This is a genomic window from Cupriavidus alkaliphilus, from assembly GCF_014191175.1.
GTDB classification, from domain to species: Bacteria; Pseudomonadota; Gammaproteobacteria; order Burkholderiales; family Burkholderiaceae; genus Cupriavidus; species Cupriavidus alkaliphilus.
This window is the reverse complement of sequence record NZ_JACHWE010000002.1, coordinates 709,175-722,081: the sequence shown is the minus strand read 5'-3', so window position 1 is coordinate 722,081 and position 12,907 is coordinate 709,175. Positions and strand designations below refer to the sequence as shown.

Below are 12,907 nucleotides of genomic sequence, written 5' to 3'. Positions count from 1 at the left end.
CGAACTCCATGCCAGCAGAACGGCGCATTCGCGGCGCCACCGGCAAGCCCGCAGCGCAGCGCGGCGCGGGCTTTGTTACCTGTGGCATTGTAGAAACTACGCTGCGCCTTGCGCCCATGCCATCAACGCAAGCAACCGTTGCGCGCCTCAGGGTGCGCGCGGCCCGTTCGTGCCGGCTTCCACCTGCCACGGCTCGCCGCTGGCGCGGTGCAGCAGCCGCACCGGCACCGGCGCGACATGCCAGATGCGCTCGCAGTATTCGCGGATGGCCCGGTCCGATGAAAAGCGCCCCGAGCGCGCGCACGACAGCACCGACATGCGCTGCCAGCGCGCGTGGTCGGCATAGGCGTCCGATACCTTCTGCTGGCAATCGATATAGGCGGCGAAGTCCGCCATCAGCAGGTAGGGGTCGTGGCCATGCTGGGGCTCGAACAGCGGGCGGAACAGGCCGGGCTCGCCGCGCGAGAAGAAGCCCTGCTGCACCAGGTCGATCACGGCGCGCAGCTGCGGGTTGCTGTGGTAATACGCCGCCGGGTCGTAGCCGCTGTCGCGCAGCGCATAGACCTCGGGCGCGGTCAGGCCGAACGGGAAGAAGTTGTCATGGCCCACCGCTTCGCGCAGTTCGATATTGGCGCCGTCCATGGTGCCGATATTCAGCGCGCCGTTCATCGCGAACTTCATGTTGCCGGTGCCGGAGGCCTCCTTGCCGGCCAGCGAGATCTGCTCGGCCAGGTCGGCCGCCGGATAGATGCGCTGGCCGTAGGTGACGTTGAAGTTGGGCAGGAACACCACCTTGAGCCGGTCGCGCACCTGCGGGTCGCGGTTGACCACGTCGGCCACCGAGGTGATGAAGCGGATCATCAGCTTGGCATAGGCGTATCCCGGCGCGGCCTTGCCGCCGAACAGGAAGGTGCGCGGCTGGACCTGCGCGCCGGGGTCGGACTTGATGCGGTGGTACAGCGCGATCACATGCAGCACCGCCAGGTGCTGGCGCTTGTATTCGTGGATGCGCTTGACCATCACGTCGAACATCGATGACGGGTCGACCACCACGCCGGTGGTGTCGCGCACCAGCTGCGCCAGGTCGGTCTTGTTGGCCCGCCGCGCATCCTGCCAGGCATCGCGGAAGCCGGCGTCGTCGGCATACGCCTCCAGCGCGCGCAGTTGCTCGAGGTCCGAGATCCAGCCATCGCCGATCGCATCCGATACCAGCCGCGTCAGCCGCGGGTTGGACAGCGCCAGCCAGCGCCTCGGCGTCACGCCGTTGGTGATGCTGGTGAACTTCTCGGGCCACATCTCGTAGAAGTCCTTCAGCACATCCTCGCGCATCAGGCGCGAGTGCAGCTCGGCCACGCCATTGACGGCATGGCTGCCCACGCACGCCAGATTGGCCATGCGCACATGCCGCTGGCCATGCTCGTCGATCAGAGACAGCCGTGCCAGGCGCGATTCATCGCCGTAGAAGCGGATCCGTACCTCGTCCAGGAAGCGCGCGTTGATCTCCAGGATGATCTCGAGATGGCGCGGCAGCACCCGCCCGAACAGCGGCAGCGGCCATTGTTCCAGCGCCTCGGGCAGCAGCGTGTGGTTGGTATAGGCGAAGGCGTTCTGCGTGATTTGCCAGGCCTCGTTCCATGGCAGGTCGTGCTCGTCGACCAGCAGCCGCATCAGTTCGGCGATGCCCACGGCGGGGTGGGTGTCATTGAGCTGCACCGCGAACTTCTCGTGGAAGCGCGTCACCGGGATGCCGTCGACCGCGAGCAGCCGCAGCATGTCCTGCAGCGAGCAGGCGACGAAGAAATACTGCTGCTCGAGCCGCAGTTCCTTGCCCTGCGTGGTTTCGTCGTTGGGGTAGAGCACCTTGGTCAGGTTCTCGGAGGTCACCTTCTTGCTGACGGCGCCAAGGTAGTCGCCGCGGTTGAAGGTGTGGAAGTCGAACGCCTCGGTCGCGTCGGCACGCCACAGTCGCAGCGTGTTCACGGTGTTGACGCGGTAGCCCAGGATCGGCGAATCGAACGGCACCCCGACCACGGTCTTGGCCGGCACCCAGCGCACGCGGTAGTGGCCGCGGTCGTCGGTGTAGTGCTCGGTGTGCCCGCCCAGGCGCACCTGCACCGCCCATTCGGAGCGCTGGATTTCCCACGGGTTGCCGTTGCGCAGCCAGGTATCGGTCTTCTCGACCTGCATGCCGTCCATGATGGTCTGCTGGAAGATGCCGTACTCGTAGCGGATGCCGTAGCCCAGCGCGGGGATCTCCAGCGTTGCCAGCGAATCCATGAAGCACGCCGCCAGCCGGCCCAGGCCGCCGTTGCCGAGGCCTGGCTCGACTTCCTGGTCCAGGATGCGGGCGAGGTCGAGTCCGGCCTCCTCCATGGCCTCGCAGACCTCCTCGAAGATGCCCAGGTTGATCAGGTTGTTGCCCAGGTGCGGGCCCATCAGGAATTCGGCGGACAGGTAGGCCACCGTGCGCGACGGCTGGCCCAGGTAGGCTTCGGCGGTGCTGATCCAGCGCTGCACCAGGCGGTCGCGCACGGTATGCGCGGCGGCCTGGTAGAGGTCGTTCTGGCTGGCGTGCCCGGGCAGCTTGCCCTGGGTATGGAACAGGTGGTCGAGAAAGGCCTGGCGCAGGCTGGCGCCGGACAGGGCGGTGCGGGTGTCATCGGCATGCTCGGGCCGGATGGCTTCGTTCATGGCGGGGCTCCTGCGCATGGGAGTGGGTCAAGCTTAGTGGATCGCACGGCGGTTGCACGATCGATGCGGACGGCGGTTTCGGACACAGCACATTGGGGCGGGCGGTGGGGCCTGCAGCCCTCATGGCTGCGTCGGCGGATGGCGTGCGCCGGGGCGGATGCCACGCCATGCGTCGGCGCGCGCGCGCAGCGCCGGGGTGCCGAACCACGCACGCACCTCGGTATCGAGCCGGCGCTGCCAGTTGGGATGGCCGCTGGTGGTGCCGGGCAGGTTGGGCTGCTCGGCCAGGCCCAGCAGGTCTTCCACCGGCAGCAGCCGCATCGCGGTGCGTGCCGTGCCCAGCCAGGCCAGCACCGCGTCCAGCGGCGCGCGTTCCGGCGCGGGGACGGCGCCGCTGCATAGCCCGGCCTCGCACAAGGCCTGCCAGAGCGCCCCGCGCTCGCGCGCGCGGCCCGCCTGCGCCTGCGCCAGGGTTTCGCCGGGCGCCAGCAGCCGCAGGCGGTCGCGCCACGCCAGGTCCTGGCCGGCCCACCAGCCGGCGACGGTGGGCAGGTCATGGGTGGTGGTGGTGGCGACGGCATCGGCGGGCCAGTCTTGCGGTGGCAGGAAGGCCGCTGCCCCGGCTCCCTGGCCGGCCAGGCCGGCGGCATCTTCCGTTGCCTCAGCCTGGGCCTGCTGCGCGCGCGCCTCGCGCTGGAACCACAGTACGTCGATGCCCAGCACGCCGCGCGCCGACAGTGCCGCATTCAGCTCCGGCGGCACCGTGCCGAGGTTCTCGCCGATGACGATGGCGCGATGCCGCCACGACTCGAGCGCCACCAGCCGCAGCAAGTCCTGCAGCGGATAGCGCAGGTAAGCGCCGTCGCTGGCGGGCGCGCCGGCCGGCACCAGCCACATGCGCGCCAGGCCCAGCACGTGGTCGATGCGCAGTCCGCCGGCGTGGGACAGGTTGGCGCGCAGCATCTCCAGGAACGCCGCGTAGCCGTGCCGGCGCAGCCCGCGCGGCGAGAACACCGCCACGCCCCAGTCCTGCCCGAGCGGGTTGTACAGGTCCGGCGGCGCGCCGGCATGGAAGCCGGCCAGCGTTTCGGGCTGGCGCGTCCAGGCCTGGCTGCCGCCGGGGTCGGCGCCGACGGCAAGATCACGGATGATGCCGATGGCCATGCCGGCGTCCCGCGCCGCGCGCTGCGCCCGCGCCAGGCCATCATCGGCCAGCCATTGCAGGAAGGCGTGGAAGGCCACGTCGTCGGCGTGAGCCTGCGCGAAGGCGGCCACCGCGGCATCGGCCGGCGAGCGCAGCGTGACCGGCCAGCAGCGCCAGTCCGGCGCGGCGTGCTGGTTGTTGCCGTTGGCGCTGTCGCCGAGCCGCCGGGCCTGGATGGCCTCATAGCACGCGTGTGCATGCAGCGCCGTGCCGCCGCGCGCGCGGAACGCGGCATAGTCGTCCAGCGCCGCGCGCGGCAGCAGGGACTCGCGGCGCTGCCACAGCCAGCGCAGGATGGCGTAGCGCAGCGGCGCCAGCGCGATCCAGTCGATCTCGCCGCGGGCGTCGAGCGCCTGCAGCCTGTCGGCCGCGCCCAGGCCGGCGATTGCGGCATCCACCGCGGCCTGGCCGAACACCGTGGCAGGGTCGGCATAGAGCGGGTTCAGGAACAGCCGGCTGGACGGCGCATACGGGCTGTAGCGCTCGGGCAGCGCGGCGAAGGGCGCATGCAGCGGGTTGATGGCGATGGCGTCCGCGCCGGCGCGCGCGGCGCTGGCGCAGCCTTCGGCCAGCGCGGTCAGGTCGCCCATGCCGCAGGCCGCGCCGCGCCGCAGGCTGTAGAGCTGCACCGCCAGGCCCCACGGCGGCGTGCGCGCGCCTTCGCCCTCCTTGCCCCGGCCGGCATGCCGCAGCGCGTCGGCGACGCCGTAGCAGCGCCGCGGCGCCACCGCCAGCGTGGCATGGGCATTGCCGAGGTCCAGCCGGTGGTAGCCGCAGACATCGATGGCGGGCAACTGCATCAGCGCGGCATCGGCACCCGCGCCGCGCACCGCGGTGCCGGCGATGATCGCGCCGTCTTCCAGCGTTACCCGGTAGGCGCGCTGCGGCACGGTATGCGGCCACGGTACCGCGACCGGCAGGCCGCGTTCCGCGGTCAGCAGCGGCGGCAGCGCATGGGCCGCGTCGTCGGCGGCCAGCCACGCGTGCGAGGCGGCGCACTGGCCGGGACTGCCGCAGGGCAGGCCCAGTCCTTCCAGCACGCGGCGCAGGGCCGCCTCGCCGACCTCGCGCGGCTGGTCCCAGGCATCGGTCCAGTGCGGCTGCAGGCCGGCGCGCAGCGCCAGCGCGTGCAGTGGCGAGGTTGCGCCTGCGCGGCTCACGCGTGGTCCTCCGGAGGCGTGGGGGCCTGCGCTGCCAGCAGCACCAGCGAGTGGGCGGCGACCGGCTGGGACTCGTGCACCTGCGTGCCAGCCAGCTCGGCGTCGCTGGTCTCGGGCCGGCTGCTGTCGAACAGCAGGGCCCACGGCAGCGCGGGCTCGGGCAACTGGAAGGTAGCGTCGCTGTCGCCGGCGTTGAGCAGCAGCAGCGTCACCTGCACCGCGCGCGCATCGTCCGGCGCGGCGTCGGCCAGCGAACCCAGCAGCGGACGCTCGGGCTGCGGCGGGGCGGCGGCGCGCCGCAGTGCCAGCGTGCGGATCTCCGGATCGGCCCATTCCTCTGGCGTGGGGGGCTTGCCGTCGGTGTCGAACCAGGCAATGTCGGCAATGCCCGGCGCCAGTTCTTCGCGCCCGTGGGCAAAGCGGTCGCCAGTCAGCGCATGGAGCTTGCGCCGCAGCGCCAGCAGCCGGCGCACCATCTGCTGCAGCGGCTGCGCGCCGGGCGCCTGGGCCTGCTTCCAGTCCAGCCACGAGAGCTCGTTGTCCTGGCAATAGGCGTTGTTGTTGCCGTGCTGGCTGCGGCCCCATTCGTCGCCGGCGGTCAGCATCGGCGTACCCTGCGAGAGCAGCAGCGTGGCCATCAGCGCCTGCGCCACGCGGTTGCGGCGCATCAGGATGTCGGGGTCGTCGGTGGGCCCTTCGACACTGCCGTCCGGGCTCCAGTTGGCGCTGGCGTTGTCGTCGGTGCCGTCGCGGTTGTCTTCGCCATTGGCCTCGTTGTGCTTGGCGCTGTAGCTGACCAGGTCGGCCAGGGTGAAGCCATCGTGCGCGGTGATGAAGTTGATGCTGGCCCACGGGCGCCGGTGGCGGCGGTCGAACAGGTCGGCCGAGGCCGCCAGCCGCGCCGCCATCTCGCCGCGGTGCCCGGCGTCGCCGCGCCAGAAGCGGCGGCTGACGTCGCGGAACTTGTCGTTCCACTCGGCAAAGCCGGGCGGATGGTTGCCGAGCTGGTAGCCGCCCGGGCCCAGGTCCCAGGGCTCGGAGATCAGCTTGACGCGGCTCAGCACCGGATCCTGCATCAGTGCATCGAAGAACCCCGAGCCGGCGTCGAAGCCGTTGCCTTCGCGCCCGAGCGTGCTGCCCAGGTCGAAGCGGAAGCCGTCGACGTGGTAGCAATCCACCCAGTAGCGCAGCGAATCCATCACCATCTGCAGCACGCGCGGATGCGACAGGTTGAGCGTGTTGCCGCAGCCGGTGTCGTTGATGTAGTGGCGCTCGTCGCCGGGCACCAGCCGGTAATAGCTGGCGTTGTCGAGTCCGCGCCACGACACCGTCGGTCCCAGCTCGTTGCCTTCGCAGGTGTGGTTGTAGACCACGTCCAGGATCACCTCGATGCCGGCGGCATGCAGGCGCCGCATCGCCACCTTGCATTCCTGCAGCTGCCCGGTGCCGAGGTAGGCCGGCTCGGGGGCGAAGTACGACAGCGTGTTGTAGCCCCAGTAGTTGCGCAGGCCGCGCTCCAGCAGGAAGCGGTCCTGCAGGATGGCGTGCACCGGCAGCAGCTCGACGGTGGTCACCCCCAGCTGCACCAGGTGGTCGATAAAGCGCGGATCGCACAGCGCGGCGAAGGTGCCGCGCAGGTTGGGCAGCAGGTCGTCGCGCAGCATCGACAGGCCGCGCAGGTGGGCCTCGTAGAGGATGGTGGCGGGCCAGGGCACTGCCGGCGGCCGGTCGTCGCCCCAGTGGAAGCTTTCGTCCACCACCACCGCCTTGGGCATGGTCGGCGCGCTGTCGCGGCGGTCCGGCGTGAGGTCGGCGCGCGCGCTCTGCAGCCGGTAGCCGAACAGCGCGTCGGACCAGCGCACCGGGCCGCTCAGTTGGCGCGCATACGGGTCCAGCAGCAGCTTGTGGGGGTTGAAGCGGTGCCCGTGGCCGGGATCGTAAGGGCCGTGCGCGCGATAGCCATACAGCGTGCCCAGCGCCGCGTTGGGCAGGTAGCCATGCCAGATCTCGTCGGTGCATTCCGGCAGCGGCAGCCGGGCCAGTTCCTTGCGGCCGTTGTCGGAGAACAGGCACAGCTCGACGCGCGAGGCGTGCGCCGAGAACACCGCGAAATTGACCCCCAGCCCGTCCCAGTGGGCACCCAGCGGAAACGGCTTGCCCGGCAGCAGCCGGTCAGCGAACTGGCGGGTCATGTCGCGGCGCCTTCGCTGCCGTCACCCTGGTCGAAGCGCAGCACCAGCGTGGCCAGCGGCGGCAGCGTCAGCGCCAGCGAAGCCGGCTGGCCGTGCGAAGGCACCTCGACCGCCATCACGGCGCCGCCGTTGCCGACGTTGCTGCCGCCGTAGGCGGCGGCATCGGTATTCAGGCATTCCCGCCATGCGCCGGCAAAAGGCACGCCGACACGGTAGCCCTGGCGCGGCACCGGCGTCATGTTGACCACCGCCAGCACCACCTCGGCGCTGTCCGCCCCCGCGCGGCGCAGCCACGCGAACACGCTGTTGTGGTTGTCGTCGCCGACCACCCACTGGAAGCCTTCGGGGCTGTGGTCCAGCGCATGCAGCGCGGGCAGCTCGCGGTAGAGCCGGTTCAGGTCGCGCACCAGCGTGTGCATGCCGCGGTGCATGGGCTGGTCCAGCAGCGGCCAGTCGAGTTCGGCGTCGTGGTTCCATTCCTGCCACTGCGCCAGCTCGCCGCCCATGAACAGCAGCTTCTTGCCGGGATGCGCCCACATGAAGCCGTAATAGGCGCGCAGGCCGGCAAAGCGCTGCCAGTCGTCGCCCGGCGCCTTGCCGAGCATCGAGCCCTTGCCGTGCACCACCTCGTCGTGCGACAGCGGCAGCACGAAGGCTTCGGACCAGGCGTAGACCAGGCCGAAGGTCATGTTCTGGTGGTGCCAGGCGCGGTGGACCGGCTCATGGGCCAGGTAGTGCAGGGTGTCGTGCATCCAGCCCATATTCCATTTGAAGTCGAAGCCGAGCCCGCCGCTGGCCACGCTGGCGGTCACGCCGGGCCACGCGGTCGACTCTTCGGCGATGGTCAGCGCGCCCGGGCAGCGTTCATGGACCACCGCGTTGAGTTCGCGCAGGAAGTCCACCGCTTCGAGGTTCTCGCGGCCGCCGAAGCGGTTCGGCACCCACTGGCCGGGCTGGCGGCTGTAGTCGCGGTAGAGCATCGAAGCCACAGCATCGACGCGCAGGCCGTCGGCGTGGAAGTGCTCGAGCCAGTGCAGCGCGCCGGCCAGCAGGAAGCCGCGCACTTCGTTGCGGCCCAGGTTGTAGATCAGCGTGTTCCAGTCCTGGTGGAAGCCTTCGCGCGGATCCTGGTGCTCGTACAGCGCGGTGCCGTCGAACTGTGCCAGCCCGTGCGGATCGGTGGGGAAGTGCGCCGGCACCCAGTCCAGGATCACGCCGATGCCGGCCTGGTGGCAGCGGTCGATGAAGGCGGCAAAGGCCTGCGGCGGTCCCAGCCGCGCGGTGGGGGCATACAGCGACAGCGGCTGGTAGCCCCACGAGCCGCCGAACGGGTGCTCGGTGATGGGCAGCAGCTCGATATGGGTGAAGCCCAGTTCCTGCACGTAGGGCACCAGCCGGTCGGCCAGGAGGTTCCAGCCGTGCTGCGCGTCGTTGGCCGCGCGCAGCCACGACAGCACGTGGACCTCGTAGACCGACATCGGCGTGCGGTACGGGTCGCGCTGCTGGCGGCGGGCCATCCAGTCGTCATCGTGCCAGGTGAACGGGGGTGCGCCCTGGCCGGGACCGGTCACGACCGAGGCGGTGGCGGGCGGCGGCTCGGCGGCCAGCGCCAGCGGGTCGGCCTTGTCGGGCAGTTCGGTGCCGTGCGGGTCGAGCAGGTCGTACTTGTAGCGGCTGCCCGGCCGCGCCCCCAGCGCGGCGGGGACGAACAACTCCCAGATGCCGCTGGGATGGCGCAGCCGCATCGGATGCCGCGCCGGGTGCCAGCCGTTGAAGTCGGCGATCACCGAGACCCGCCGCGCATTCGGTGCCCACACCGCGAAGCGCACGCCGTCGATGCCGTCCACGCGCTGGCATTGCGCGCCCAGGCAGGCGCTCAGCTCGAAGTGCCGGCCCTCGGCGATCAGGTGCAGGTCCAGTTCGCCCAGCAGCAGGCCGAAGGCGTAGGGGTCGGCGCTGCACTGCTCGGTGCCGTCGGACCATTGCACGCGCAGGCGGTAAGCCGCGGCGCCGGTGCCGGTGCCGCGCGGCAGGCGGGCGGCGAACACGCCGCCGCCATGCAGCCGCTCCATCTCAGCCAGCGGCGCGCCGCCGGCATCGGCCAGCTGCACCGACGCTGCCCCGGGCAGGCAGGCGCGCACCAGCGTGGCGTCGCCATCCGGATGCGGTCCCAGCACGCCGAACGGATCGGGATGGCGGCCGCCCAGCAGGGCGTCGAGTTCATGGCCGGACAGCAGTCCCGCCTGCTTGCCGATGCGCGGGTCGCCGCCGGCGCTGGCGGGGGGGCTCATGGCCGGTCTCCCAGTGGCGCCAGCTTGCGCAGCAGGCGGGCCAGCCCGCTCGCCGGCAGGTCGATCCACGCGACCCGGTTGGCGGCTTCGTACTCGACTTCATACGCCGCGCGTTCCAGCAGGAACAGGTCGAGCAGCGGCTGCAGCTGGTCGGGCGCCGCCCATGGCGCGGGCGCGGCCTCCATGTGCTGGCGGTAGCAGCTCAGGAAGGCCTCATTGGCGGTGCTGCGGAAGCGCTCCAGCAGCACCGCGCGCCGTTCGGCCAGCTGCGGCGGCAGCTCGCTGTGGGTGCGTTCGCGGCGGTCGGTGCCGACCGTGGCCGCGGCATAGTCGAGCGAGCGCAGCAGCCCCGCCACGTCGCGCAGCGGCGAGGTCTTGCGCCGGCGCCAGTCCAGCGGCAGGCCGGGCTCGCCTTCGAAGTCGACCAGGTAGGTGTCGTTCTGCGCGATCAGCACCTGGCCCAGGTGGAAGTCGCCGTGGATGCGGGTCTGCAGGCTGCCCGGCGCAGCGGCGGCAAGCTGCTCGACCAGCCCGGGCAGCGCGTCGCGCGCGGCCATCAGGGTTTGCACATCGGCCTCGAAGGCCGGGCTGGCAGACTCGGCGGCGGGCCGCGCCTGCAGCCGGTCCAGGGCGCGCTGCAGCGCCTCCATCGCCTGCCCGGCCCAGGCGCGTGCATCGTCCGCGGTGGCAGGCAGCGGCGTGAAGGCGTCGTCGTCGCTGGGGCGCGCCAGCACCTCGTGCAGTTCGGCCAGCCGGCGCCCCAGCGTGCCGGCCAGCGCGGCGTAGCCGTTCATGGCCTCGGCGAACTCGTCCTCGCTGTCCTGTGACGGCAGCGCATCGTCGATGGCGCGGCCCAGATAGTCCAGGGTCCAGTCCCAGCCGTTGCCCTGGTTCAGGATATAGCCCTGCAGCAGCATCATGGTATGCGGCACGCCGTCCGGCCCGGTGCGCACCACCTCGCCCAGCAGCGCCGCGGCGTGGGCATAGCCCTGCGCGGTCAGGTAGCGCGTCATCTCGGCTTCGGGGTGGATGCCGCCCGAGAGCCGGCGCACCAGCTTGAGCACGGCGGTGTTGTTGTACGACAGCGAGCTGTTGGACTGCTCGGCCGACATGTACTCGATCGGGTCGCGTTCCAGTTCCAGCGCGGCCAGCCCGGGCTCGGCGCGGAAGTGGATGATGTCGTGCCCGGCGTGGACCTGGACATCGTTGCGCAGGGCGCGCACCACCTCGCGCGCGAACGGTTCGACCACGAAGCCGTCGGTGGCCAGCCCGACGCGGCTGCCCTGGCGCACACGCGCCATCGACAGCCCGTGCGCCAGCTGCGAGACCCCGTCGGCGCTTTCGCGGTCCCACAGGATGCCCACCGGCAACTGGTAGCGCTCGGTGCGCCCGGGCAGTGCCACCTCGACCTCGCCCAGGTAGATGTCTTCGCCGGCGCTGCCGCGCGCAAACGGCAGCAGGTAGGCCAGCGCGACGCGCTCGATGCGCTCGTGCTTGGCGCCGAACCAGCGGCGCCGGCCGATGTAGTGCGGCAGCACCTCGCTGGCCATCAGCCGGCGCGAGGCCTCGGTCAGTTCGGGCCGGCCGGTGTTCTGCATCACAAGGGTGATCTGGTCTGGCATTTGTTCGGGCGCCTCCACGTGCCACGACGGCGGCTGCGCCTCGTCGCTCAGCACGAACCAGTAGAAGCCATAGGGGGGCAGCGTCAGCAGGTAGGTCAGGGTGCCGATCGCCGGGAACGGCGTCGCGCCCATCATCTCCACCGGCACGCGGCCGTTGAAGGCGGACAGGTCCAGCTCAACCGCCTGCGGCGCGCGCGACAGGTTGGCCACGCACAGGATGTGCTCGCCCTCGAACTCGCGCAGGTATGCCAGGATCTTGCGGTTGCCGGGGAACAGAAAGCGCAGCGTGCCCCGCCCGAAGGCGCGGTGCTTGCGCCGCAACGCCAGCATGCGCCGCATCCAGTTCAGCAGCGAGTGCGGATCGCGCGCCTGGGCTTCGACATTGACCGCTTCGTAGCCGTACAGCGGGCCCTGCAGCGGGGGCAGCACCAGGCGCTCGGGATCGGCATGCGAGAAGCCGCCGTTGCGGTCGGGCGACCACTGCATTGGCGTGCGCACGCCGTCGCGGTCGCCCAGGTGGATGTTGTCGCCCATGCCGATCTCGTCGCCGTAGTAGATCACCGGCGTGCCCGGCATCGAGAACAGCAGGCTGTTCATCAGTTCGATGCGGCGGCGGTCGCGTTCCATCAGCGGCGCCAGGCGGCGGCGGATGCCCAGGTTGATGCGCGCGCGCCGGTCGGTGGCGTAGACCTCCCACAGGTAGTCGCGCTCGCTGCTGGTCACCATCTCCAGCGTCAGCTCGTCATGGTTGCGCAGGAAGATCGCCCACTGGCAGTTGGGCGGCACCTCCGGCGTCTGGCGCATGATGTCGGTGATCGGGAAGCGGTCTTCGCGCGCGATCGCCATGTACATGCGCGGCATCAGCGGGAAGTGGAACGCCATGTGACATTCGTCGCCTTCCGGCTCAGGCCCGGTCAGGCCGAAGTACTGCTGCGCATCCTCCGGCCACATATTGGCCTCGGCCAGCAGCATGCGGCCGGGGAAATGCTGGTCCAGGTGGGAACGGATGCTGCGGATGACGGCGTGGGTCTCGGGCAGGTTCTCGTTGCTGGTGCCTTCGCGCTCGACCAGGTAGGGCACCGCGTCCAGGCGCAGTCCGTCGACCCCCATGTCGAGCCAGAAGCGCATCACCGACAGCACTTCGTTGAGCACCTGCGGGTTGTCGAAGTTCAGGTCTGGCTGGTGCGAGTAGAAGCGGTGCCAGAAATACGCGCCCGCCACCGGGTCCCAGCTCCAGTTGGATTTCTCGGTATCGCAGAAGATGATGCGCGTGCCGGCGTAGGCCTGATCATGGTCCGACCACACGTAGTAGCGGCGCGCCGCCGAGCCGGGCTTGGCCTTGCGCGCGCGCTGGAACCACGGGTGCTGGTCCGAGGTGTGGTTGATCACCAGCTCGGTGATCACGCGCAGTCCGCGCGCATGCGCCGCGGCGATAAAGCGCCGCGCGTCCGCCAGCGTGCCGTAGTCGGGGTGGACGTTGCGGTAGTCGGCAATGTCGTAGCCGTCGTCGCGGCGCGGCGACGGATAGAACGGCAGCAGCCACACCGTGTCGACGCCCAGGTTGACCAGGTAGTCGAGTTTGCCGAGCAGGCCGGCGAAGTCGCCCACGCCATCGCCATTGGCGTCGAAGAAGGACTTGATGTGCAGCTGGTAGATGACCGCGTCCTTGTACCAGAGCGGATCGGCGTTGAGCAGGGCGGCGCTGGCGGTTTCGGTAAGGCGTTTCATCCGTGTCTCCACGTATGCC

At 70.6% G+C, this 12,907-nt stretch carries 5 protein-coding genes; all 5 read right to left on the bottom strand.

Features of this window, described 5'->3' with window-relative positions; genetic code table 11:
* Positions 1-147: 147 nt before the first annotated feature.
* Entirely contained in the window at positions 148-2,691 is a 2,544-nt protein-coding gene (locus FHX60_RS09700) for a glycogen/starch/alpha-glucan phosphorylase (RefSeq protein WP_183283200.1), read from the bottom strand.
* A gap of 120 nt (positions 2,692-2,811) precedes the next feature.
* The gene (gene malQ / locus FHX60_RS09695; RefSeq protein WP_183283199.1) at positions 2,812-5,055 is read right to left on the bottom strand and encodes a 4-alpha-glucanotransferase; all 2,244 of its coding nucleotides are present in this window, start codon (positions 5,053-5,055) and stop codon (positions 2,812-2,814) included.
* A complete protein-coding gene (glgX, locus tag FHX60_RS09690; RefSeq protein ID WP_183283198.1) occupies positions 5,052-7,247 on the bottom strand; it encodes a glycogen debranching protein GlgX in 2,196 nt (731 codons plus the stop codon). The genes malQ and glgX overlap by 4 nt, the downstream gene beginning before the upstream one ends.
* The gene (gene glgB, locus FHX60_RS09685) at positions 7,244-9,538 is read right to left on the bottom strand and encodes a 1,4-alpha-glucan branching protein GlgB (RefSeq protein WP_183283197.1); all 2,295 of its coding nucleotides are present in this window, start codon (positions 9,536-9,538) and stop codon (positions 7,244-7,246) included. Before glgB ends, glgX begins: the two co-directional genes overlap by 4 nt.
* On the bottom strand, positions 9,535-12,888 hold the full coding sequence (treS, locus tag FHX60_RS09680) for a maltose alpha-D-glucosyltransferase (RefSeq protein WP_183283196.1): 3,354 nt from the start codon (positions 12,886-12,888) through the stop codon (positions 9,535-9,537). The genes glgB and treS overlap by 4 nt, the downstream gene beginning before the upstream one ends.
* Between the last annotated feature and the right edge of the window lie 19 nt (positions 12,889-12,907).

Coding starts and splice junctions, on each gene's coding strand:
- glgB (WP_183283197.1), bottom strand. CDS start 9,538: ATGAGCCCCCCCGCCAGCGCCGGCGGCGACCCGCGCATCGGCAAGCAG.
- glgX (WP_183283198.1), bottom strand. CDS start 7,247: ATGACCCGCCAGTTCGCTGACCGGCTGCTGCCGGGCAAGCCGTTTCCG.
- treS (WP_183283196.1), bottom strand. CDS start 12,888: ATGAAACGCCTTACCGAAACCGCCAGCGCCGCCCTGCTCAACGCCGAT.
- FHX60_RS09700 (WP_183283200.1), bottom strand. CDS start 2,691: ATGAACGAAGCCATCCGGCCCGAGCATGCCGATGACACCCGCACCGCC.